This is a genomic window from Bacteroidota bacterium (genome assembly GCA_041658205.1).
Taxonomy (GTDB): domain Bacteria; phylum Bacteroidota; class Ignavibacteria; order UBA10030; family UBA8401; genus UBA8401.
The window spans coordinates 1,451,435-1,476,348 of record JBBAAO010000001.1; the positions used below are offsets into that span (position 1 = coordinate 1,451,435).

Here is a 24,914-nt window from a genome sequence, read left to right on the forward strand (position 1 = left end):
TCGTGATGTCTTTTTTATTTGTGTCTATGATTCGTGATGATGAATATTGGATGAACCGTTGTTTGATCCTTGCAAAACGAGGAATGGGATTTGTCAGCCCTAATCCACTCGTTGGAGCAGTTATTGTCAAAAATGGTTCTAAAATTGGTGAAGGATATCATGAACAGTTTGGGGATCCACACGCAGAGATCAATGCCATAAGAGACGCGTTACAAAAGAAGCAAGATCTTTTTGGAGCAACTATCTATATAAATTTGGAACCATGTTTTCATTATGGAAAGACTCCGCCATGTGTTGATGCGATTATAAGACATGGTTTTTCGCGAGTTGTGGTGGCGATGGACGATCCAAATCCACTCGTTGCAGGCAAAAGCATTAAGAAACTGAAAGAACATGGCATTAAGGTTATCGGCGGGATTTTAAGAAAACAAGCCAATGCATTGAATGAAAAATTTATTATTCATATTCTGCGAAATAAGCCGTTTGTTGCACTAAAGGCTGCGCAAACCTCAGACGGGTTTATCGCTCAGCACAATGGTAAAGGTAAATGGATTACGAATCTTCAATCCAGAAAACATGTTCACCGACTTCGGAGTGAATATGATGCAATTCTTGTAGGTGCAAATACAGTCATTCAAGATGATCCTTTATTAACAGTGCGAGGGATTAAAAGACCAAACCCTGTCCGCGTTATTGTTGATGGACATTTTTCTGTTCCAATAACGAGCAGAATATTTAATAGTGAAGCAAAGACAATCTTGTATACATTAAAACAGAGCGCCGTTAAAGATATTTCCAAAAGAAAATATTTGAAGCGAAAAGGTATTGAAATAATTTCTCTAAAGAGTCACCATGGAATATTAAATATTGCTGATATTCTGCAAGATTTACATAAAAGAAAAATAGGATCTGTATTCGTAGAGGGTGGTCAGAGAATATTTACTCAATTTATGGATGCTCGTTGTGTTAATAAAATGTATATTTTTGAAGCAAAGAAGAAATATGAAGATGGCGTAAAAACTTTCGGAAATATTTCGGTATCTTATAAAAAGAAACTTATTTTAGATAAATATTTCGGAACTGACAGGTTTCGGGAATATACGGTAGAGTATCCATGACGTTTCATATCATTTTATCGTTCGTTCTTCTCTGTTCACATATGACTGGCCAGCCCTCAAAAGATGTAGCAATACTTAAAGCCAAAATTGAATCGCTGATTTCAACTCATCAAGGTACTTTCGCTATTGCATTTAAGGATTTGGGCTCAAACAAAAGCTTCTATATTAATGAACATAAATATTTTCATGCAGCTAGTACTATGAAAACTCCTGTAATGATAGAAGTGTTCAAGCAGGCTCATCATAAGAAATTGCGATTGGATGACTCAATCGTTGTCTCAAACTCATTCAAAAGTATTATTGATAGCAGCGCCTATTCGTTAGAATTAACTGATGATAGTGATGACGGTTTATATAAACGCCTTGGACAAAAAGAGTCAATATATAATCTTGTGTTTAAGATGATTACCGTCAGCAGTAATCTTGCAACAAATATTCTGATTGGCATCGTAGGGCCTGACAATATTATGAATACGATGAAAGAATTGAATCTCAATGATATGAAAGTCCTTCGAGGAGTAGAAGATACTAAAGCATTCCAAGCAGGGAAAAATAACACAACTACGGCATTCGATCTTTCAATCATGTTCGAACGTATTGCAAAAAAACAATGCGTCTCAGTTGAAGCATGTAACTCAATGTTGGATATTTTACTCGCACAAAAATTCAACACGATGATTCCTGCTAAGCTTCCACAGACAGTGAAAGTTGCTCATAAAACCGGATCAATTACAAATGTTCAACATGATTCCGGAATTGTATATTTACCAGATGGTAGATCTTATGTATTGGTTTTGTTGTCAAAAGACTTAAAATCAAATAGTGATGGTATAGAAATTCTTTCAAGGGTTTCCGAAGAAATTTTTAATTTTATGGTTCAATAAATTATGTTTACAGGAATAATAGAAGAAATTGGAACGATTCGTTCCATTAAGAAATTTGGTGATGGAATTGAATTTACCATCACCGCGCGAAAAGTACTTTCTGATCTTCGCATTGATAATAGTATTTGTGTTAATGGTGTTTGTCTAACGGTGGTTCGACGATCCAAAACTTCATTTACTATTCAGGCAATAAAAGAAACACTTTCGAAAACGAATCTTGGGAAGTTAAATATAAATAGTGAGGTTAACCTGGAACGTTCTGTAAAACTTCACGACCGATTGGGAGGCCACTTAGTTCAGGGACATATTGATTATACTGGTACTATTAAAAAAATAGTTGTTCTAAAAACAAGTTGGATGTATTCTATTTCATTTCCAAAAAAGTATCGAAAATATCTTATCACAGTCGGATCCATTACCGTTGATGGTACGAGTTTAACAGTCGCTAAACTGGAGCGAGAGGAGCTTATTGTTGCAATTATACCATATACATACCAACACACCATCTTCCATCAATATGTCAAAGGTACAAAAGTAAATTTAGAATTTGATATCATCGGCAAATATCTCGAGAGTTTAGTACATTATACTTCATGATAAATTCAAAAAACGCATTTGTAAAAATTATAACATCGAAAACAATTCGCCCTTTCTTTTGGACACTGGGCCTCTTTATTGTCGCATTATTCCTTATTGATACTTTTGTGATGCCGTATTATGTGAATAAAGGTGGCACACTCACGGTTCCCAAAGTTGTGGGTGTGAAAGAGGAACAAGCAAAACGAATTCTTGACTCTCTTCATCTTGAACCACGAAGAGGCGAGATACGCCAAGATCCGTCCTATCCAGAAGGATATGTCATTCTGCAAAATCCTGCTCCTGATCAAGTGGTAAAGACAGGGAGAAGAGTATATCTTACAATTTCTGGAGGAGAACAAGATGTGATCGTTCCATCGCTCAGAGGAAGATCTATTCGTGATTCAAAATTTGCATTGGACAGAGCGGCGTTGAAGCAAGGTGCAATTCAATATCAAGTATCGATAGAATTACCTGAAGGAACGATTATCACACAGGATATCCCTGCCGGAAGTAAAGTAAAAAAGAACACATATATTAGTGTAATCGTCAGTGCTGGAGAATCTATCGATAGTATTTATATTCCTTCATTGATTGGAAAGACATTTACTGAAGCCCAAAAAATCTTAAAAGAAAAGGGACTTAGAGCAGGCAATATTACCTTTCAAATTAATGATGAATTATTGCCAAACACTGTAATTGACCAACTGCCAAGAGAAAATGAAGTTGTCACAACTCAAAAAGATGTGGATCTTTTCATTTCCCAAACTCCGGATAAATCGAACGCAAAACCGAATCGTGATTAATAACTATGCAAACACATGAATTAGCTATTCTCCCTTCTGTACTCTCGGCAAACTTTGCCCATCTTGAAAGTGATCTAAAACGTGTAGAATCCGCTGGAGCGAAAATTCTGCATCTCGATATCATGGACGGACATTTTGTGCCGAATATAAGTTTCGGCCCGAATGTAGTGAAAACTATCAATTCAATTTCCTCGCTTACTCTTGATACTCATTTAATGATTGAACGACCGGATCAATACTTGGAACATTTTAAGGAGGCAGGGGCTGATATTCTTACTGTCCACGTTGAAGCATGTACACATCTTCATAGAACAATTACGAAAATAAAAGAATTAGGCATGAAGGCAGGCGTCAGCTTAAATCCGTCAACGTCGTTGTCCACTATTCAAGAAATATTACCGTATACAGATTTGATATTGATCATGTCAGTCAATCCGGGATTTGGCGGACAAAAATTCATTGAATCCTCTCTGACTAAGATAAAATCACTTGCGGCAATGATTGCAGAACAAAAGTTAAAAACCATCATTGAAGTAGATGGGGGACTCGATTTAAAAACTATTAAAAGCGTCATCGATGCCGGAGCACATTATCTTGTTGCTGGAAATGCTGTTTTTGGGTCCGCAGATATTGAATCGAATTTTACCATCCTTAATTCGTACATTAAATAAAAATATATGAAGTATGCTCTTAAAAATATTAAAATCGTTACACCGTTTAGAATTGTAAATAACGGTACGATAGTTATTACAGATAAGAAAATCACCAATATGGGAAAGGTTGGTGATGTTAACCTCTCCTCTGATATTCCTGTTTATGATCTCAATGGAAAAACAGTAACTCCAGGATTTATTGATCTTCTTGTTCATGGTGGCGGGGGAAAAGGATTCGCTGATGATAGCGATGAATCAATAAAAACTGTTTCAGATTTCTTTTTTTCTCATGGAACAACCGGAATGTTGGCGTCATTGTTTAGCAAAAAAATCGATCTCCTAAAAAAAGATGTCGATAGAATTGCAACATACGCTGAACAGCACAAAGACTCGAATATATGGGGAATCCATATGGAGGGTCCGTTCATAAATCCGGAGATTAAAGGCGCACATAAAATTGAGTACTTATGGGAACCGAATGTTGACATGTGGAATGAATTAAATTCATCTGCACGCGGTTCTATAAAGCTCATGACAATTGCTCCTGAACTTCCCGGAAATATTGACGTGATCCGAGCAGCAGCAAGCCAGGGCGTTGTTCCTTCTATTGGACATACTCTTGCGTTGTATGATGACATTGAAAAAGCGATCGACAATGGCGCGGCACACGTTACACATATGTTCAATGCAATGCGCCCGTTTCATCATCGAGAACCAGGAATTATGGTAGCCGCATTACTCCGTAACGAATTAAAAGTAGAATTAATTGCAGACGGCATTCACGTCGATCCGATTGTGATGAAGCTCTTGCATAACATCAAAGGGAGCGGTGGAATCATTTTGGTGACAGATGCAATTAGAGCGTGTGGAATGCCGGATGGTGAATATCATTTTATGGATCAAAAAATTATTGTAAAAAATAAACGAGCGTTTTTAGAAAATGGAACACTGGCAGGAAGTACTCTTACGATGGAAGAAGCCATTCGCAATATGGTGCGTATGGTAGGAGTACCACTTACGGATGCAGTACGAATGGCTTCATTAAATGGAGCAAAAGTACTTGGATTGGAACACGAAAAAGGAATTCTGGCTGTTGGTAAAGATGCTGACCTTGTCGTTATGGATGATGATTTTGTTGTCCATGCAACTATTTACGAAGGACAAATAAAATATCAAAAAGGGTTACTATTGAACTAACCCTAAATGATTTACCGTTGAGAGCATGACAAATCCAATCTGTTGAGATTGGATTTTTTAATTTTAAATAACTGTTTGACATTATTTGAATATAACCTTATATTCTAAGTGTAAATGGTTATATACCTAAATTAATAAGGTGATACTGTGAATTCATTGCATCAACTAGATGATATCGACATTACAATACTCGATATCCTTCAAAAAAACGGCAGAACCCGTCGCAACGATCTTGCGCAGGCCGTTGAACTCAGCATACCCTCTGTCAGCGAGAGGATGAAAAAATTGGAAGAAAATGGAATCATCACCGGGTATACAACCTATGTTGATCCTAAAAAAGTAGGGAAGGACATTACTGCATTTATAACCATTACGGTGGATTCTTCAAAACATTATAATTCATTTATTGATCATGCTAAATCGACCGATGAAATTTTAGAAATCCATTCGGTGACAGGAACAGGCACTCATTTAATTAAAATCAGAACGGAAAATACCTCCAGCTTGGAAAAGCTACTTTCAAAAATTCAAGCATGGTCCGGAATTGTGAACACGACTACGAGTATTGTTTTGTCAACAATGAAAGAAACTAACAAACTTAAAATTAATAAATCAAAATAAAGGGAACGTTATGAGTAAACCGGCAAAACCAGTTTCGACATATTTTGGTGAGAACATATTTGACCTTGCCAAAATGCAACAAATGCTTCCGAAGAATGCATACGAGAAAATTCTCAATGTTATCAATAAAAGTGAAAAACTTGATCGCGATACAGCAAATATCGTAGCGATTGCTATGAAAGATTGGTCAATTGCGAAAGGATGTACACATTACACACACTGGTTCCAGCCTCTCACCGGATTTACCGCTGAAAAACATGATTCGTTCATTGATTACAGTGACAGCGGAAAAATTATTGAAGCGTTTACCGGAAAACAATTGATCCAGGGTGAACCGGATGCATCATCGTTTCCTTCAGGCGGAATTCGAGCAACGTTTGAAGCTCGTGGATATACCATTTGGGATCCGACTAGTCCAGTATTCGTCATGGAATACCCGCACGGAAACACACTGTGTATTCCGACAGTGTTTATTTCCTATACGGGAGAGACACTCGATAAAAAAGCTCCATTACTGCGATCTATCGATGCTTTAAACCAATCAGCAATGCGCATGCTGAAACATTTCAACAATTCGGCAACCAAGGTATTTTCGACTCTTGGTGTTGAACAGGAATATTTTTTAATCGATCGAGAATACTACAATGCTCGTCCTGATTTACAACAGACCGGCAGAACATTGTTTGGAAAAAATCCTGCAAAACATCAGCAGCTCGAAGATCAATATTTTGGCAATATTCCTGAACGGGCATTTGCATTCATGACGGAAATCGAAGAGGAATCCTACAAATTAGGTATTCCGTTGAAGACACGTCATAATGAAGTGGCTCCGAATCAATTTGAAGTGGCTCCGATATTTGAGGATGTCAACGTCGCAATAGATCATAATCAGATTTTGATGGATCTCATGGAACGGATTGCACAACGACACAACCTTGCTGTTCTGCTTCATGAAAAACCATTTGCCGCCGTTAATGGAAGCGGTAAACATAGTAATTGGGCACTTGCTACGGATAAAGGGGAAAATCTTTTAAATCCCGGTAAAACTCCGCAGTCAAATTTACAGTTTTTGGTTTTTTTAGTCTCCACCATTAAAGCTGTTTATAAACATTCCAAATTGTTGCGTGCATCGATTGCTACGGCACATAACGATCACAGACTAGGTGCAAACGAAGCACCTCCGGCAATTATTTCTGTATTCCTTGGAGAATTGCTGACGAGAGTTCTGGATGATCTTGAAAAAGGGAAAGTAACTACGGACTCAGATCAAGCATGGATCAATATCGGCATTGACAAAATCCCAGAGATTCCGAAAGATAATACTGATCGGAACAGAACTTCACCGTTTGCGTTCACTGGAAATAAATTTGAATTTAGAGCTGTAGGTTCAAGTCAGTCACCTTCCACACCAATCACTGTATTGAATACTGCAATGGCTGAGTCACTTGATGACATCCGCTTGTTGATCGAAAAAGCAGTTGCGGGCGGAAAAGATTTCAATATTGCCGTGGTAGAAGTCCTGCGAAAAGCTATATCTGAATCGAAAAAAGTGTTGTTCAGCGGCGATGGGTATTCGGAAGCTTGGCATAAAGAAGCTGCAAAACGCGGTTTGCCAAACATGAAGTCTTCGCCGGAAGCGCTAGCATCATATCTCACTAAAGAAGCAGAACATCTCTTTACGAAATACAAAGTCTATAATGAACGAGAGATAGAAGCTATCTATCATATTGATATTGAAAATTATATCAAACAGGTTGAGATTGAAGCACAAGTTGCAAAAAGCATGGCAACAACGCTCTATTTCTCTGCTGCCACAACATACATCACAGAACTCTCTCAGGCCGTAGAAGGATTAAAATCAACACTCGGTCGTGGAGACAAAGGTGCAAAAACAATTTCCGTGGTAATTAAAGATCTCTCGAAATTAGTATCCGCTCTTTATTCCGAAGTTGCAACACTTGAGAAGTCGTTGGGCTCCGCTCAAAAGGTAGAAGATATTAAAAAGAAAGGTGCAGCGTACCTGGCTGTTCGTAAACAGACTGAAGCCGTACGGTTAATTGTCGATTCTCTAGAAGTGATCGTTGCAAATGACCTCTGGCCAGTTCCAAAATATTCAGATATGATCGTCGGTTTGTAGAATTCCGAATTATATCTTGAAGGCGAATCCCCGAAGTACCTTTCGGGGATTTTTATTTTAAATTGCTTCTTCAGATTGAATTTGATATTTTTTCACGGCGTAAATAAGGAGCACTCTATGAAACTTGAATCCATTATCAGAACAATACCCGATTTTCCTAAACAGGGAATAATGTTCAAAGACATCACAACGGTCTTGAAAAACGCTGAAGCACTGCAATATTGTGTCAATTCCTTCTATGAATACTATAAGAACAAAAAAATCTCAAAAGTTATTGGAATTGAATCACGCGGATTTATTATTGGAACGGCATTGGCTTATCGGCTGGGTGTTGGATTCGTTCCGATTCGAAAACCAGGCAAACTTCCCGCTGAAAAAATTCGGCAAGAGTACCAGTTGGAATACGGAACAGATACAATAGAAATGCATAAAGATGCAATCACACCTGGTGAACGTGTGATTTTGCATGACGATGTTTTGGCAACCGGCGGAACAATGCAGGCGGCATGCAAAATGGTAAAACAATTGGGCGGTAATATTGTCGGCTTATCATTTCTGATTGAGCTGGCATTTCTTCAACCACGAAATAAATTATCCGGCTTTGACATCCATTCATTGGTGAGTTATGATGCTGAATAACAAACGTTTGTAAAAAATACTATACGCATGAAAACTATTATCGAACCATTTAAAATAAAATCCATTGAACCAATTCGATTCACCACAGTAGATGAACGAAAGGCGATATTGGAAAAAGCGTTTTACAATCCTTTCCTGATTCGTGCCGATGATGTGTTGATCGATCTGTTGACTGACAGCGGAACATCGGCCATGAGCGCAAAACAATGGGCGGGAATGATGGAAGGAGATGAATCGTACGCCGGAGCAAAAAGTTTCTTTCGATTTGAGAAAGCGGTTCGTGATCTTACCGGTTTAAAAAATATCATTCCAACGCATCAGGGACGTGCAGCCGAAAAAATTCTTTTTTCGATTATTGGTGGCAAAGGGAAGTTTGTCCCCAATAATACACATTTTGATACTACACGAGCTAATGTTGAGTTCAGCGGTGCAGTAGCAGTCGATTTTCAAACTGAAGAGGGGAAACGACCGGATGTTATTGCTCCGTTTAAGGGAAATATGAATGTTGCAGCACTTGAACAATTTATTCAAAAAACCGGCGCAGAACATATTCCTGTTTGTTTTATTACTGTCACCAATAATTCCGGCGGCGGCCAACCTGTCTCAATGCAAAACATACGAGAAACAAAAGCACTCTTGAATAAATATGGAATACCATTATTCATTGATGCCTGTCGATTTGCAGAAAATGCTTTTTTCATTAAAAAAAGAGAGAAGGGGTATGAACATAAATCCCCAAAAGAGATTGCACAAGAAATGTTTTCGTATGCCGATGGTGTGACAATGAGTGCTAAGAAAGATGCGATCGTCAACATGGGTGGTTTCTTGGCAATGAATGATGACTCTCTGGCATTGCTTGCAAGAAACTTATTGATCGTGACAGAAGGATTTCCTACATACGGAGGATTAGCTGGACGCGATCTTGAAGCGATTGCGCAAGGCTTAGAAGAAGTTCTGGATGAACATTACCTTACATATCGATTACGTTCCGTTGAGTATCTCGGCAATAAATTAACAGAGATCGGAATTCCAATACTTCTGCCACCGGGTGGTCACGCCATTTATATTGACGCAAAACAATTTTTACCACAGATACCTCCGTATGAATATCCGGGACAATCTGTTGTCTGCGAGTTATACTTGATTGGAGGCATTCGATCCGTTGAGATTGGAAGCGTTATGTTCGGAACGTATGATGAACAGGGGAAGGTTGTTTCGCCCGCAATGGAACTAGTCCGGTTGGCAATTCCGCGCCGTGTCTATACACAGAGTCATATGGATTATGTTATTGAGTGTGCAGTTGAGCTATATGCAAATCGAAAAAATCTTCGCGGATATACGATCACCTATGAAGCGCCACAACTGCGACATTTTACTGCACAGTTCAAGCCACTGTAATGAACATGCTGCTTTTCCTCTTCTTTCATGAAGATTTCTCGCAATTTTCATTGCAAGCCCGTGCTTTTATTCGTATTTTTATCATTATATGATAGTTTGTCCTGTATGCCGACATTCCAACGATGATTTTGCAATCAAATGTGAATCGTGCAGCAGTTTTGTACAGGATCGAGTTCCCAATCTAGATTTTTTTGCAATGATCTGGATGATGATTGAATCGCCATCCGAAGCATTTAAAAAAATTATCATAGCGGAACACAAAAATTTTGTCCTCTTACTTAGTTTATTTCTTGGAATTGGGACAATCTTCACATTGATGTGGGCAAACAAATCGGGAAATTCGTTTGATAATTTATTCCCACTTTTACTCTATGGAATAGTTCTCGGTATTATGATCAGCATTCCATTAGTCTGTTTGCTGATAGGAACATTTCACATTAGTGCACGAATTTTACAAGGGAAGGGAACATTAAAAGAGACATATGGTGTAATTGGTTGGTCTCTTGTTCCGATAATGTTTTCGATAATGTTTGTTTTGCCGTTGGAATTTGGTTCGCTTGGATTGTTAATGTTCTCCACCAATCCAAGTGCTTATGAAGTGAAACCTATGGTCACCATTGTCTTGTTAGGATTGGATGGTCTTACGGTGTTGTGGAGTATGGTGCTGGCCTCCTTTGGCATTTCGATGGCGCATCGAATACGATTTGTAACAAGTTTTATATTGACCCTGATTGTTGTTGGGGCAGTCTCAACAGTAAGTGTATACATTTATTCATCATTTAACATTTAACGTAAAGGAAGCTAATTTCGATGGGAAAAGTTATTCTCACCGTTCAATACGACGTGAAAGAAGCAAAGCGGACCGATTATTTGTCTGCAGTGGAAAAATTGAAAACCCATTATGCAACAAATCAATTTGTTTCGTATTCAGTCTATGAACAACGCGGAAAGCAGAATTCATTTGCAGAGATTTTCATGGCACATTCTGAAGTTGCTTATAAAAAATTTGAAGAAAGCGATGACCAAACAGCAGATGAGCTGACAGCACAACTTCAGGATTTTATTGATAGCAAAACAAAGTACACAACCTATATGGAAACGAAATAAGCATCATGGCATCTCGCGATCCGATAGCGTTGTTGATGAAAGAACACGAAGAAGCTTTAACGAAACTGCATCAACTTAAAAAAAATGCAACCGATTTGAAGAAAAAAGGGTATTCTGAAAAATCGTTTAAATCGTTATTAAAAGCAGTTGAGTATGTAGACGAAGAAGTTCGTGTTCATAATAAACATGAGGAAGATGCATTGTTTCCTGTTGTAGAACGGTATGTTGATGGTCCCACTTCTGTACTTCGGGAAGACCATGCAAAGATGGCCAGGATCTATAAGAAACTTAATTACAGCATTAAAGCACTCAAAGAAAATCATGATGATAAAACATCAAGGGAAGAATTGTGTGAATCGGCAGAAGAGATCGTTCAATTGATGGTAAATCATATTCATAAAGAGAATCACATCCTATTTCCGATGATTCAACGGTTCTGCACAAAAGAAGAAGTTCGAGAGATTGCTAAAAAGCTGATTTAATGGTTTAAGAACATAATTATAAAAAAAAGGACGCATCGGCGTCCTTTTTTATTACTACCATATCCATGAATCTCAATTTCGTTTTTCAAGAGTCATTGTAGCCGTAATTGTTTCAGTTTTATTTCGGACAAACGTCACTTCAATAATATCACCCGGCTTATACTCCTGCAAGGCATACGTATAATCATAAACATTTTTTATTTCATGTTTTCCAAACTTAATTAGCACATCGCCTTTCTGCATTCCGGCTTTTGAGGCAGGACTGTTATCTCGAACTCCTGCAAGCATCATGCCATTAGCATCTTCCGAGTAATCAGGAATTGTCCCTACAAATATACGGAATCCTTGCCGCCCGCCACTTTGCTCCTGGGATTGTGTCTTTATATAGTCCGGGCGAACTGATGTTGTATCAATTTCAACAGCAAGTTTGGCAGCATAGGAAACGATGTCGTTCATTCCTTGAATGTTAATCTTGTCTGCATCATCAGAAGGCTTGTGGTAATCGTCATGAAGTCCTGTGAAGAAGAAAAGCACAGGAATATTTTGTGAATAAAATGATGAATGATCGCTTGGTCCAAAACCATCTTTTACATATTTCAATGTAAAGGATGAATCTGCATTATGTTTTTTCGTAAGCGATTCCCAATTCGTCGAAGTTCCGATCCCTTGAACCGTTAACATATTTTCCTTTAGTCTACCAACCATATCAAAGTTCATCATGGTAACTGCATCCACAAGAGGAAAGCTAGGATGTTTTGTGTAATACGCTGAGCCTAGTAATCCCATTTCCTCGCCGGAATATGCCATCACAAGAACATTTCGTTTTAACACATTTTTATATTCAGATAATCGACGAGCAAGTTCGATGACCGTCGAAGTTCCGGATGCATTATCATCAGCGCCATTATGGATCTCATTTTTATCCGGGGCCAGGGAACCTGAACCTTGACCGCCATAACCGAGATGATCATAATGCGCACCAATCACAAGGTATTCATTTGCTTCATTAATTTTTAAAAGACCAACAACATTTTGTGTCTTCTTTTTTCGTTGGATGATTTCGGTTGAGAGTTTAATAGATAAATTCTTTACTTCAACCGATGCAGGAGAGTTTGTTTTTACAATTTTGCTTCGTAATGAATCGATATTCAATTTATTCTGTTTCAGCCAATTATTCACAACCTTTCGTGTGACTGACAATACCGGAATTCCTGCATCGCTAAATGAATTATCATATTTCAATTTCATTATTCCATCCGTTGAATCGTCTGCAGTACTCGTCACCAGCAACAATGCTTTTGCCCCCTTTTCACGTGCTTGCATTGCTTTATATCTCAGCGAAGATTGTTTTGTATACTTTGAGTGGGGGTTATCGCCGTCCGGTGCATATCGCATAGCGATCACTATTTTATCTTTGACATCAATTCCTTTGTAGTCATCGTAGGTTGAGTCAACGGTCATACCATAACCAACAAAAACCACTTTACCGGATACAGAAGCATTTGCTGAAAATCCAATTGGTGTGAAATCAGATTTGACGATGTATGTAGTCGGTTTCTTTTTTGCAATTGTTGAGGCAAGAGAATTATTCGCACCGACTTCTAACGATTTTACTACATCAAATGATTGGAGATATGTTCCTTGATCACCCGAAGGAAGAAGTCCAATATTCTTAAACTGCTCTGCAATATATTCTGCAGCAAGATCGTTTCCTTTCTCACCTGTGCTTCTTCCTTCAAGCGCATCGGAAGTTAAAAATTCAATATGCTTTTTCAAATTTGATATTGTTGGATCCTCAGTCCAATCTGCAATGAAAATGTTGAACTCATGGCGAGATGTTGCATTTCTGCTGGATACAAAGACCAATTTTTTTCCATCGGGACTGAACATTGGAAATCCGTCAAATCCTTTCGAAAATGTTACTTGTTCTATATGTTTTCCATCAACGTCGATAAGAAAAAGATCAAAATCATACCCTGCAGGATCATTTACATTGCTTGCAAAAATAATTTTATTACCGTCAGGAGTAAAGTAGGGAGCAAAATTAGCCGCACCGTTATTTGTAATTTGCCTTTTTCCGGTTCCGTCTGAATTGATGACAAAGAGTTCCATCTTTGTCGGTTTTACGAGTTGTTCCTTCAAAAGATTTTCGCCTTCCTTTATGTCCACCGAGTCCACAGGATGGTGAGCACGGTAAACAATCATTTTCCCATCCGGCGAGAAAAATGCGCCTCCATCATATCCTTTGTCATTTGTTAAGCGACGGACATTTGAACCGTCAGAATTCATTATATATAATTCTAAATCACCATCTCGAGAAGATGTAAATACCACTTGCTTTCCATCAGATGAGACGGTGGCTTCAGCATCGTATCCTTTGGTGGCGGCAAGTTTTTTTGGTTTTGACCCATCGGCATTGGCACTATAAATGTCGTATGCATTAAACACTCCCCAAACATATCCTTTGGAACGATCAGGAGTAGGAGGGCAATCGTCATCGTCATCATGCGTTGACGCATACAGAATTTTTCCATCAGGAAAGAAATACCCGCAAGTAGTTCTACCGTCACCGGTGCTAACAAGTGTGTTATTTGTTCCATCGATATTCATGGTAAATATCTGATCGCATTTGAAATGATCTTTTGTTGCTTGATAAATCAATTGTTTCCCATCGGAGGAAAAATACGCTTCTGCATTCGATCCGCCAAAAGTGATCTGTTTAATTTTTGCAAAATGTCTTTCCGATTGTGAAAATACTAGCAAGGTAGAGAGCAGGAACAACATCATTTGTTTCATTGGTACTCCTTCAAATAGTCATAAAACATGCGCATAAATTTACCGATATCTAATGGCGGATGCAAGGATTGTCTGTTATTCACTATGAAAAATTCTTATATTTAAATGTTCGTTAACATTTAGACAGAACTATGTACAATAAATCTTTACATCGCTTTTCCGTATTGACCGCAGTCAGTACATTCGTTTTAATTTTTCTTGGCGGACTTGTTACCAGTACCGGTTCAGGACTTTCCGTTCCGGACTGGCCTACAACATACGGTGAAAACATGTTTACATTTCCAATTGACAAATGGGTTGGAGGAATTAAATATGAACATGGACACCGACTCTTTGCATCCTTTGTTGGTTTTCTTACAGTTATTCTCACCGTTTGGGTGACAATAAAGGAAGACCGTAAGTGGGTGAAATGGTTGACGTATTATGCACTTGGTGCAGTAATCTTTCAAGGAATTTTAGGAGGACTTACTGTTCTCTTTCTTCTTCCAACACCTATTTCTATTGCGCACGGAATGTTAGCTCAAACTTTTTTTTGTGCAGTATCATCAATCGCATTATTCACTTCAAAATGGTGGAAAGAAGAAGAGCAGAATATTGATTTTAAACGCACACAATCAATGCAAACAATTTCTTATATCGCAGTCGCTGTAGTTTTTTTGCAATTAGGTTTTGGTGCTTTGCTCAGGCATACGTATTCGGGTTTATCAATTCCTGACTTTCCTTTAGCATATGGACAAGTATTCCCAACATTATCCCAAGGATCAGTAGAGGCGTATAATCAGGAATTAATTAGAGATGGCATTAAATGGACAGGAGATAAACCAGTTGAGTCATATCAGATTGTTGTTCACTTGATTCACCGATATTGGGCATTTATTGTTGCTGGTGTTGTCAGTTTATTGGGATATATACTTCAGAAATCGAATGCACTTCCAAACCAACTTCGAAGATTAGGGACATTACTTTTGGGCAGTATTTTGATTCAATTTACGCTTGGTATCCTAACAGTTTTATCTCGAAAAGAATTTATCATTACATCATTGCATGTTGTTATTGGTGCACTTGTTCTTGTAACATGTGTTTTAATTTCATTAAAAATTGCCCGGTTACGCTGGCTACATAAATAGTAACGGTACCATGGAAAAAAAATCCGTTAGCATGACAGATAGCAAAAAGGAAGAACGCACACTTCCTCAATTTCTTGGAGACCTTTGGCTTCTTATGAAACCAGAGTTAACGTTGCTTTCAGTTTTTACCTCGCTCTGCTCTGCATATTTGGCGATCCAAAAACCGGATGAATCCCAATTATTGGTATTTCCTTTGCTTGCCTTAGGAACATTACTTGTGGGAGGCGGTTCAGGAGCATTAAACCAATTTTTAGAACATGAATACGATTCACGAATGAAACGGACCGAAAAAAGACCAGTTCCTGATGAAAGAATCTCTCCCATTGAGGCATTTCTATTTGGATCGATCGCCTCCTTAGCTGGAGCCGTTGTGCTGTTCTTTGTAAATTGGCTGACATCATTTTTGGCTCTGTCGACTCTTGTTACGTACCTATTTCTCTATACACCCCTCAAGCGAATCTCCACACTCTCAACAATTATTGGAGCAATACCTGGAGCCCTTCCGACATTAATTGGTTGGGCAGCTATCCAAAATTCACTTTCATATCAATCGTTAACTCTTTTTGCCATCTTATTTTACTGGCAGATGCCTCATTTTTATTCGATTGGATGGCTATATAGAAATGATTATGCAAAAGCAGGATTTCGGTTGTTAACAAGTCTAGATACCAAAGGGAAAAAAGTTGCAAACCATATTTTGCTACATCAGGCGATTCTTGTATTCATTGGTTTATCACCGGCATTTGTCGGACTTGTTTCGTTAGAATATGTACCCATTGCCCTGGCTATTGGATTGGCATTTTTGTTTTTCGGTTGGAAATTTTCCCGATCAGTAGGTTCGGAGACTTCAAGTTCTGCGGCTCGCATGCTATTCTTTTCATCATTATTCTATTTGCCGATCATCTTTTCTGCAATGATCATCTTTAAAATTCAGTAACTTCATTATGAAATTCGAAGATCTTTCAACTGTGAACGCCATCCTAAATTTCATCAGTTTTGTGTTTCTTGTTATTGGATACCGACATATTAAAGCGGGGAGAAGAGAGCAACATAAAAAATTTATGATTGCCGCTTTTATAACCTCCGGTCTTTTCTTAATTAGCTATCTTACGTATCATGCAAAGGTAGGATCTGTTCCATTTCAAGGGGAAGGATGGAGTCGTCCATTCTATTTCACCATTCTTATTTCGCATATCGTACTTGCTGCAGTTGTCCCGCCAATGGCCATTGTAACATTGTATCGTGGATTAAAAGGAAAGTTTGATCTTCACACAAAGATTTCGAAAAAAACATTCGTCGTCTGGTTGTATGTTTCCGTAACGGGGGTAATTGTTTATTTGATGTTATATCAAATATTCTAAGATGAAGGGTATCTTTCTGTAGTCTTTCGTCTTAACTAATCCCAAAAATAATTTCGCTCACTAGTTTTTCAAAATCATTCTTCACTCTGTTTGCTGTTTCGGTTACTTCAGCATGTGATAGCTTGGTTGGAGAGATTCCGGTAGCCATGTTGGTAATACACGATATGCCAAGAATTTTCATCCCAAATTGATGAGCCACCATAATTTCTGGTACTGTTGACATTCCCACAGCATCAGCACCCATAGATGCCATCATTCGAATTTCTGACGCAGTTTCGTATGTTGGTCCTTTCGTCCAACAGTACACACCAACCTTAGTAACAATACCATTATTCAAGGCAATAGATTTTGCTTGTTCAAGGATTTCTGGGTCCATTGGCGGAGTAGTTCGTTTATGCAATATGCTATTCAGATCTGATGAACCAATCAATGGATTTTCACCAGTGAGATTGATATAATCTCGAATGAACATGAGTGTTCCTGCATCAAACAAACGATTAATGCCACCGGCAGCATTGGTGATGATCACTTTTTCTGCGCCTAATGCTGAGGCAGTTCGAATTGGGTATGTTACCTTTCTTACATCATTGCTTTCGTATAAATGCACACGCCCTTGAAAAACAATAAGTTGCGCCGATTGTTTTCCTTCTTTTTCTAGTGTTCCAAAAATAATTTTACCAGCATGTCCTTGAACTGTAGAGACTGGATAATGAGGAATGTCCGCAGTTGGAATGGAAGTCGGATGTTTAATCTGTTGGGCAAAATCACCAAGGCCGGAACCTAAAACAACAGCAATCTTAGGAACTGTTGATACTTGTTTCTTAAGGTAAGAAATTGATTCGCTTAATAACGTATTGTCCATTTGAGTATAGAGAATAAAGCCATCGTACATTAGATGGCTTTATGAAAAAATTAACCTATCAATATTCCGGCAATTGTTGCCGTCATAAGGGTTGCAATTGTTCCACCAAGTAGTGCTCGTAGACCGAATTTAGCAATATCGGAGCGTCTGTTTTCTGCTAGTGGGGAAATGCCTCCAATTTGAATTGCTATGGAAGAAAAATTTGCAAATCCGCACAGTGCATATGTTGCAATCGTAATTGCTTTTTGAGATAACATGTGTGCCGAAATCATATCTGCAAGTTTTGAGTAAGCAACAAATTCGTTCAAGACTGTTTTAATTCCCATTAAACTTCCAACATTCAGCGCATCTTGCCAAGGAACACCAATAGCAAATGCGACAAATTGGAGAACAAGTCCGAATGCTAATTCTAAAGAAAGTGGGCGATTAAACTGCTGCATCAAAATGGTGTTCAGTCCTGTTACTTCACCGGTCCAGCCAAGCAGCGAATTAAGCAGTGCGATAAGCGCCACAAACGCAATAAGCATAGCCGCAACATTAATGGCAAGTTTTACACCGTCGGATGCTCCGCCGGCCGCTGCTTCAATAAGATTGGAATGTGTTTTTTCAATTTCAATTTTTACACTTCCTTTAGTCAATGGTTCTTCCACTTCCGGAATCAGGACTTTTGCAATGATCATAGTGGCGGGAGCAGACATAACACTGGCAGCAAGTAAATGTCCTGCAAATTGAACCTGCGCTGTTCCTAATTGCCAACCATTCGCTTTTGCAAAAGCAACACCAAGCATCTGCACATATGCCGCCATAACACCGCCGGAAATATGCGCCATGCCACCAATCATCATCGTCAGCAGTTCTGATTTTGTCATGGTGGAAATGTATGGTTTTACGGTAAGAGGTGCTTCTGTTTGTCCAATGAAAACACTTGCCGCTACGGAAAGCGATTCAGCACCGCTCGTTCCGAGAACTTTTGCCATAAACCATGCTATGCCTTGAACAATTCTTTGCATAATGCCAAGATAATAAAACACAGACATCAACGCCGCGAAGAATATGATTGTCGGTAGTACTTGAAATGCAAAAAAGAATCCCATCGTGCCGGGAGCAGCAGGACCAATGGCAAGCGAACCAAAGACAAACGTAGCGCCTTCGGTGGTGAAATCTAAAAGTTTAACAAATCCGGTACTGATTGCACGAAATACAGATTTTCCAATCTCTGTTTTGATCACGATAAAAGCAAAAAGGAATTGTAGAGCAACACCTGTCGCAACCAATCGCCAATTAACTTTCCTTTTATTGTTAGAGAAAACAAACGCGATTCCTATAACAACTGCTAACCCGAAGAATCCATGTAGAATGGAAAGAATGTCCATAGTATTCCTTATTTGTTAAGAATGTGAGATGGAAACAACATGATATTTTAATGCGTGCATCAATCCGGGATGTAATGACATTTTCTGCAGCGTGCTTCGTACGAATCTGCCGCTCCAACAACAACACGATCGGCGCTGGCAATTTTTCGTTGAGTTCTATCCGCCGGATTTCCACACACGACGCAGATAGCAAGTGTCTTAGTGATGTATTCGGCTACGGAAAGCAACTGGGGCATCGGTTCAAAAGGGACTCCGCGATAATCTTGATCCAATCCGGCAATAATTACACGTTTTCCTTCGTCCGCAAGTTTATTGCAAATACCAACAATAGACATGTCAAAGAATTGCACTTCATCAATACCAACAACTTGAGCATCTTTTGCTAATGAAAGTATCTCTTCGGCTTTGTCTATGACAATTGATTCTAGGGATTGTGTATTATGCGAAACGATCTGGCTAGCAGAATATCGATTATCGATGCGAGGTTTAAAGATGAGGACTTTTTGTCGAGCAATTTGCGCTCTGCGGAGACGACGAATTAATTCTTCCGTTTTTCCGCTGAACATACAACCGGCAACAACTTCAATCCAGCCGACATTTTGAGGGGCTTGCTGTTGAGTGACTTCCATAAAAAAAGAACGCGTTTAATGATTTCTTTCAGTGAACTACGGAAAGAATATAGAGAAAACACGTTCTAATTTCAAAGAGAAAAAACGGTTACGCTAGAGTGATAACTGTTAATTCCGCAGGACAATTTATTCTTATGGGGATTCCTGTAAAACCGATTCCATTATTTACATATAAATTGGATTGATCCAACGAATAGAGTCCGGATATATATTTGGAAGCTAATGACGCAAGTGAAATTGGCGTTTGATCAATGGTTCCAAAGACAATCTGGCCACCATGCGTGTGTCCGCTCAATGTCAAGTCAACACCGAGATTTTTTGCATTGTGGAAGTAGTACGGTTTGTGGCACAACATAATTTTTGGCCGATCATTTTTTGCAAATGCAAGAGCCTTATTCATATAATCATTCGGATCTACATTTCGTCCAATGTCATCCACACCAACAAGGTTAAAATAAGAGTTCCCTTTTTGAATCTGAACAGCGTCATTCCGTAACAATTTAATACCGCAATCATCTACTTCTTTGGCAACAAGTTCTACATCTTTTGCAAAATAATCATGATTTCCTAAGCAGCCGTAAATGCCATATTGCGCTTTCAGATTTGAAAATGCTTCGGTAAACGGATATACTTCTTCCGTTTTGCTGTTAACAAAATCGCCGGTAACAACGATTAAATCCGTTTCTAACTCGTTCATTGCCCTCACATATTCATCCATATCTTCCTTATTCATAAAAATACTCGAATGAATGTCGCTCATCATACCGATCGTAAAACCTTTAAATTCTTCCGGCAAATTTGAGATCGTGATTGTCTTATGAATAATTTCATATTCTCCACTGGAAACTGCACCGGCTGTTGCTCCGACAAATGAATATGCCGAAAGTCCGATAACACCTTTTTGTAAAAACGATCGACGTGAAACATCAAATTGTTTGAATCGAGTTGATTCTTTCATGCGATTAACCTTAAATTTAACGGTTGGATGGACTGTGACTATTTTCATTGATACTTTGAAGGGTAACATTATTAATGCTGCCGATCCCAATACCATAAAAATAAAAAGAGTTGATAAATGCCAGATGAAAAATGGAGTAAGCAAGGTTAACACTATAGGGGAGAATTGAGAAAGATTCCATATATAAAAATACAAAAAGAGAAGTGGGATATTAAACACCAGAAATACTGCAATCAATAGTTTCTGTGACCATGTTGGAAAAATATTTTGATTACTGATATACTTCCGAAGGCGAACAAAAAGATATGTTTGGCCTGAGAAAAGAAATAATATTGTATATAGTTTAAACATTAAAAATACTTTATCTTGATTTTTCTACTCTTTTTGGTTAATTTTGTTACAATAAATTCTTAAAACATACTTACTATTAATTAGGAACACAATGTACACCACTTTAGTTCTCATTGAAATCATTATTGCAGTCCTTATGATCATCGTTATCCTTATGCAAAACAGCAAAGGGGGCGGACTTGCCGCAGGTATGGGAGGCGGAAATATCGGAAGTGTATTCGGCGTTCGTCGTGCATCAGATTTTCTCTCCAAATCCACAACCTATCTAGCAACAACATTTATCGTTCTTGCACTTTTGGTCAACTTGTTCTTTTTACCGGGTAAAGGAAAAACTCAGGAAAGCGTTATTCAAAGCGGACAGTCAACAACTGTTCCGGCACCGCAGATTCCGACACAAACTCAACCGCAACAAGCAAATCCCTGATATGTTGAAATCGTAAAAGTTTTTGAAGCCCATAGACAGTACTATGGGCTTTTTCTTTATGGGGGAGTATGATACTGAGAATTTTGTCTGTAATTGTTGTTGGAACATTATTTACGGCTGCACAACAAAAACCTGAATGGACAAATACACAAAAAAATTCCATCGGTTCCGGATTCTACTACGGAATAGGAGTATCTCAACAATCATCCGACGAAGCAGATACGCGTGCATTTATTGAATTTGCACGCAATGTCGAAGTAAAAGTGAAAAGTCTTTTTCAAAGCGAAGTATCCGAAGAAGGAAAAGAATTTTCCGATAGAACGAAACTGTCCACTGAAATGATCTCCGATGTCAGTCTCAAAGGGATTTCCATCACTGAACGATACCATGACTCGTCATCAACAACACATTTTAGTTTGATCCAGTACCGAATATCTCAATACGATTCGTTAATTCAGTTTCAGATTGAACGGGAAATTGTATTGATGAAGGTGCGTAACAAGATGGAAGAAGAGAAACGACAGGAGGAACTGAGAACACAAAAAGCGAAAAATCAATTTGAAGAAGAACGTCATAAGGAGGATTTGCGAACGAAGCAAGAACAATTAAGTATAGAAAAAAAGCGTCAGCAGCAGAAAGATCAAGAAGCGGAGTTACACAAAAAGATGTTCGGTGAATTCTTGAAAAGTGCTCCTCCTGAAAAAGTCATTTCATTCCGTAACGGAGAGATTTCAAATAAAGAAAGTTCGATTATGGTAAAAGGGGGACTTTCTCCGTTTCAATTAAGCGGAGTAATGTATGCAGTCCGGGCAGCAATGTTTGAATTCTCCGCGAATGCTATTTTCCGACAAAAGAAACTTGCACAACAAGAAGCATTTGCCAAAATCCAGGTTCTGCCAAGAGTGGGGGAGTTTTCAAAAACATCTCTTGCGCTTGGTGCAGTTCAAGCCGTTGCACTCATCGCAGACAGCGGATATAAATTTAAGCGATCTAAATATTCTTTTTTTATCGCAGGAAACATCACTATCCCCGAGTATTCCTATTCAACAATCTCGTTCTATGGTGACAAAAGAAAAATATCTGCCGGTGTGACAACATTTCCATTGTATGAGCAATTTAAAAACCATTTGGGATTTGTAGTAGAAATGAATACTATTTTTGACAAAGAGTTTAGAAATTCAAAAGGGAATGCTTTTGTTGTGAACGCTGGTATTCGGTTACAAGGATCGGATACATTTTCAACTCAACTTGTCTATGAAGATTATGAACAATTGAATTTGATATTTGAATTTCAATTTTGAAAAGAGCTGACTCTTTTTTATATTTATAGAACGCTTTGCACCTATGGCTCAATTGGTAGAGCAACTGACTCTTAATCAGTGGGTTCCAGGTTCGAGTCCTGGTAGGTGCACTACAAAAGTCCGATGTTCAATCGGACTTTTTTTTTAGCAGAATCTCCCCCAAATAAAAAAAAGACTCCTTCAAGTCTTTATTTTTGATTAAATTTCTTTATATAGTAGAACGTACTTTCGCAAATAACCGTTTTAATATTGTATGAAAAAATACTCGTATTTTGTAATTCTTCAACAGAACTCATCGGTGATTAAATCGGGAGAAAACCCTTTTGATCAATATAAAAATTTTGTACCCACAAGCCTGCAAACAAGGGCGACCGAATTTCAACGCAAGAAAGCTGAATCCATTCAAAAGAATGGGACAATTCTTCGAGGAGGACTATCGCATTTTCTTTCCACACCGTTAAAATCTGACACTGATGAGATTATTCGCTTAATTCAGGACAGTATAGAGAATACTGTCCAGCAACTTGATGCAGCACCAATACTTTCGACTGTTGAACATACTCTGTGGAAAGTGTTAGAACCGCAGGAAGTTCCTTTGCAACGTCAACTCGTCGGTGTGGTGAAACGTCTTTTAAAAAATGGCCGGACAATGCTTGCGGATGCTGGGTGTTCGTTTGGAAAGAATTCTGGTGAAGTCGCCCTCTCGTTATTTTTATTTGACGGATTTTCAACTGTACAATCCTTAAAATCGACACTTGATGATTTTTCTTCACAACAACTCCTTTCCATTGTAAATGGATCGATCAATGCAAATATGATTTCCATTGATCAAGAAAAGTCACCGGAAAAAAATCTTATTGTGATTGATATTGCTTATCAGGACGATTCACTTGTAGCGCTTCTAAACCAACGGCTGCCTATTTTGCTGGATCAATTTGGGATCAATCATTTTTCATTGACAAAACAATTGCTGCATAGCTCTGTCGGAGCAACCTATCAAATCAGATTTGGACTCAATGTCAATAAACATCCGCTGGGTTCCGTAATCCTTTCGCTTGTCGGTGATCATGATGAATTAGAAAATGCTATTACGAATCATGGGTCGTTGATCGTTCTTGAACAAATACCGTGAAGAAGCGACACAATAAAGAATCTGAAGAGGAAAAACGGGATCGCGTATCTGTTATTGCCAAAATTCTTTTCGCAGAATATCCAAACAATCAAGTCGCTTTACAGTACGCAAATCCTTTCCAATTATTGGTTGCCGTCATTCTTTCCGCGCAATGCACGGATGCCAGAGTAAATATTGTCACACCGCAATTGTTTACCCGCTTTTCTACTCCCAAAGAATTCGCAACCGCAGACATCAAAGAATTGGAATCATTAATCCATTCCACAGGATTTTACCACAATAAGGCAAAAAATATTATTGGTTGTGCGAAAGCATTATTGGAAGACCACAATGGAATTGTTCCGGAGACGATGGAAGAACTGTTTCAGCTTCCAGGAGTAGGGAGGAAGACCGCCAATGTTGTTCTTGGTGAAGCATTTGGAAAAATTGAAGGGCTCGTTGTAGATACACATGTCATTCGGCTTTCAAACAGACTGGGACTCACAAAGGAACAGGATGCCGTTAAGATAGAAAAAGATTTAATGCCGCTCGTTCAAAAGAAAAAATGGTTCCATTTTTCTCATTCCTTAATCCTGCATGGAAGAAAAATTTGTTCTGCTCGAAAACCATTATGCGTTCAATGTCCTTTTTCTCAATTCTGTCCTTCATCTTCACTAAAATAGTACTCTCCTATTATTTTTAATAATTCCTTCAAAGATTCAATGTGTTAAAATATATTTTACAATCGTACAATCTAATCTGCATTATAGGTTCTTGTTCTTTCGCAAAATAAAAACGGAGAAAGTTATCTTCTTTGTAGTAAAAATAATTCAATTTCACAATTTCAATCTTTGCTTTGCTATGATTTATTTATACTTTACAAAAAGTACGTTCAACAGTTTTTGACCTGTCCCTCCAAAAAGGAGCGTGCTCTCCGAAAATATTTTCAATCAACTGACGTTATATTATCTATTCTATTATGATGACACCATTCGTCATAGCA

26 protein-coding genes and 1 tRNA gene are annotated in these 24,914 nt (G+C 38.4%); 21 read left to right on the forward strand and 6 right to left on the reverse strand.

Annotation, left to right across the window (positions count from 1 at the left end):
- Positions 1–26: 26 nt before the first annotated feature.
- From ribD to WDA22_06075, 13 genes are all read left to right on the forward strand, one after another.
- Complete coding sequence (gene ribD, locus WDA22_06015; protein MFA5833015.1) at positions 27–1,118, forward strand: bifunctional diaminohydroxyphosphoribosylaminopyrimidine deaminase/5-amino-6-(5-phosphoribosylamino)uracil reductase RibD; 1,092 nt, start codon at positions 27–29, stop codon at positions 1,116–1,118.
- Between the two features lie 41 nt (positions 1,119–1,159).
- A complete protein-coding gene (locus tag WDA22_06020) occupies positions 1,160–2,002 on the forward strand; it encodes a serine hydrolase (protein ID MFA5833016.1) in 843 nt (280 codons plus the stop codon).
- 3 nt (positions 2,003–2,005) lie between these two features.
- Positions 2,006–2,599 carry a riboflavin synthase gene (locus WDA22_06025; protein ID MFA5833017.1) on the forward strand — a complete coding sequence of 198 codons (594 nt, stop codon included), beginning with the start codon at positions 2,006–2,008 and terminating at the stop codon, positions 2,597–2,599.
- Positions 2,596–3,384 (forward strand): PASTA domain-containing protein, encoded by a 789-nt coding sequence (locus WDA22_06030; protein MFA5833018.1) that lies wholly within the window; start codon positions 2,596–2,598, stop codon positions 3,382–3,384. Before WDA22_06025 ends, WDA22_06030 begins: the two co-directional genes overlap by 4 nt.
- 5 nt (positions 3,385–3,389) lie before the next feature.
- Entirely contained in the window at positions 3,390–4,055 is a 666-nt protein-coding gene (rpe, locus tag WDA22_06035) for a ribulose-phosphate 3-epimerase (protein ID MFA5833019.1), read from the forward strand.
- 6 nt (positions 4,056–4,061) lie between these two features.
- On the forward strand, positions 4,062–5,234 hold the full coding sequence (gene nagA, locus WDA22_06040) for an N-acetylglucosamine-6-phosphate deacetylase (GenBank protein MFA5833020.1): 1,173 nt from the start codon (positions 4,062–4,064) through the stop codon (positions 5,232–5,234).
- A gap of 147 nt (positions 5,235–5,381) precedes the next feature.
- Entirely contained in the window at positions 5,382–5,855 is a 474-nt protein-coding gene (locus WDA22_06045; protein MFA5833021.1) for an Lrp/AsnC family transcriptional regulator, read from the forward strand.
- A 10-nt stretch (positions 5,856–5,865) separates the two neighbouring features.
- Positions 5,866–7,992, forward strand: a complete 2,127-nt coding sequence (locus tag WDA22_06050; protein MFA5833022.1) for a glutamine synthetase III — start codon at positions 5,866–5,868, stop codon at positions 7,990–7,992.
- Between the two features lie 117 nt (positions 7,993–8,109).
- Positions 8,110–8,631, forward strand: a complete 522-nt coding sequence (locus WDA22_06055) for an adenine phosphoribosyltransferase (GenBank protein ID MFA5833023.1) — start codon at positions 8,110–8,112, stop codon at positions 8,629–8,631.
- A gap of 27 nt (positions 8,632–8,658) precedes the next feature.
- Positions 8,659–10,029 (forward strand): tryptophanase, encoded by a 1,371-nt coding sequence (locus tag WDA22_06060; GenBank protein MFA5833024.1) that lies wholly within the window; start codon positions 8,659–8,661, stop codon positions 10,027–10,029.
- Positions 10,030–10,117: 88 nt separating this feature from the next.
- Positions 10,118–10,819 (forward strand): Yip1 family protein, encoded by a 702-nt coding sequence (locus WDA22_06065; protein ID MFA5833025.1) that lies wholly within the window; start codon positions 10,118–10,120, stop codon positions 10,817–10,819.
- Between the two features lie 20 nt (positions 10,820–10,839).
- Entirely contained in the window at positions 10,840–11,136 is a 297-nt protein-coding gene (locus tag WDA22_06070) for a hypothetical protein (protein ID MFA5833026.1), read from the forward strand.
- A 5-nt stretch (positions 11,137–11,141) separates the two neighbouring features.
- Positions 11,142–11,618: a hemerythrin domain-containing protein gene (locus WDA22_06075; GenBank protein ID MFA5833027.1), complete on the forward strand. Its 477-nt coding sequence runs from the start codon at positions 11,142–11,144 to the stop codon at positions 11,616–11,618.
- Between the two features lie 72 nt (positions 11,619–11,690).
- Here the strand turns inward: WDA22_06075 and WDA22_06080 are convergent, their stop codons facing one another.
- A complete protein-coding gene (locus WDA22_06080; protein MFA5833028.1) occupies positions 11,691–14,414 on the reverse strand; it encodes a M28 family peptidase in 2,724 nt (907 codons plus the stop codon).
- A gap of 131 nt (positions 14,415–14,545) precedes the next feature.
- Here WDA22_06080 and WDA22_06085 point away from each other — a divergent pair, with 131 nt between their 5' ends.
- Genes WDA22_06085 through WDA22_06095 form a run of 3 tightly spaced genes read left to right on the forward strand, consistent with a single transcriptional unit; the run spans position 14,546 to position 16,902 of the window.
- Positions 14,546–15,541: a COX15/CtaA family protein gene (locus WDA22_06085; GenBank protein MFA5833029.1), complete on the forward strand. Its 996-nt coding sequence runs from the start codon at positions 14,546–14,548 to the stop codon at positions 15,539–15,541.
- Between the two features lie 10 nt (positions 15,542–15,551).
- Positions 15,552–16,478: a heme o synthase gene (gene cyoE / locus WDA22_06090; GenBank protein MFA5833030.1), complete on the forward strand. Its 927-nt coding sequence runs from the start codon at positions 15,552–15,554 to the stop codon at positions 16,476–16,478.
- Positions 16,479–16,485: 7 nt separating this feature from the next.
- Entirely contained in the window at positions 16,486–16,902 is a 417-nt protein-coding gene (locus WDA22_06095) for a DUF420 domain-containing protein (protein MFA5833031.1), read from the forward strand.
- Between the two features lie 31 nt (positions 16,903–16,933).
- Here the strand turns inward: WDA22_06095 and WDA22_06100 are convergent, their stop codons facing one another.
- From WDA22_06100 to WDA22_06120, 5 genes are all read right to left on the reverse strand, one after another.
- A complete protein-coding gene (locus WDA22_06100; GenBank protein MFA5833032.1) occupies positions 16,934–17,794 on the reverse strand; it encodes a purine-nucleoside phosphorylase in 861 nt (286 codons plus the stop codon).
- Positions 17,795–17,814: 20 nt separating this feature from the next.
- Positions 17,815–19,137, reverse strand: a complete 1,323-nt coding sequence (locus tag WDA22_06105) for a nucleoside transporter C-terminal domain-containing protein (GenBank protein ID MFA5833033.1) — start codon at positions 19,135–19,137, stop codon at positions 17,815–17,817.
- A gap of 59 nt (positions 19,138–19,196) precedes the next feature.
- Positions 19,197–19,766: a thymidine kinase gene (locus WDA22_06110; protein ID MFA5833034.1), complete on the reverse strand. Its 570-nt coding sequence runs from the start codon at positions 19,764–19,766 to the stop codon at positions 19,197–19,199.
- An 88-nt stretch (positions 19,767–19,854) separates the two neighbouring features.
- Positions 19,855–20,724, reverse strand: a complete 870-nt coding sequence (locus WDA22_06115) for a metallophosphoesterase (protein MFA5833035.1) — start codon at positions 20,722–20,724, stop codon at positions 19,855–19,857.
- A gap of 16 nt (positions 20,725–20,740) precedes the next feature.
- Positions 20,741–20,905 carry a hypothetical protein gene (locus WDA22_06120; protein MFA5833036.1) on the reverse strand — a complete coding sequence of 55 codons (165 nt, stop codon included), beginning with the start codon at positions 20,903–20,905 and terminating at the stop codon, positions 20,741–20,743.
- A 261-nt stretch (positions 20,906–21,166) separates the two neighbouring features.
- On the opposite strand from WDA22_06120, the gene secG reads away from it, so the two are divergent.
- The 5 genes from secG to nth all read left to right on the forward strand — a co-directional run bounded on the left by secG (position 21,167) and on the right by nth (position 24,594).
- Positions 21,167–21,499 (forward strand): preprotein translocase subunit SecG, encoded by a 333-nt coding sequence (gene secG / locus WDA22_06125; protein ID MFA5833037.1) that lies wholly within the window; start codon positions 21,167–21,169, stop codon positions 21,497–21,499.
- A 68-nt stretch (positions 21,500–21,567) separates the two neighbouring features.
- Positions 21,568–22,800 (forward strand): hypothetical protein, encoded by a 1,233-nt coding sequence (locus WDA22_06130; protein MFA5833038.1) that lies wholly within the window; start codon positions 21,568–21,570, stop codon positions 22,798–22,800.
- A gap of 37 nt (positions 22,801–22,837) precedes the next feature.
- A tRNA-Lys gene (locus tag WDA22_06135) sits at positions 22,838–22,910 on the forward strand.
- Between the two features lie 143 nt (positions 22,911–23,053).
- Complete coding sequence (locus tag WDA22_06140) at positions 23,054–23,932, forward strand: hypothetical protein (protein ID MFA5833039.1); 879 nt, start codon at positions 23,054–23,056, stop codon at positions 23,930–23,932.
- The gene (nth, locus tag WDA22_06145; protein MFA5833040.1) at positions 23,929–24,594 is read left to right on the forward strand and encodes an endonuclease III; all 666 of its coding nucleotides are present in this window, start codon (positions 23,929–23,931) and stop codon (positions 24,592–24,594) included. The genes WDA22_06140 and nth overlap by 4 nt, the downstream gene beginning before the upstream one ends.
- Positions 24,595–24,914: the final 320 nt, after the last annotated feature.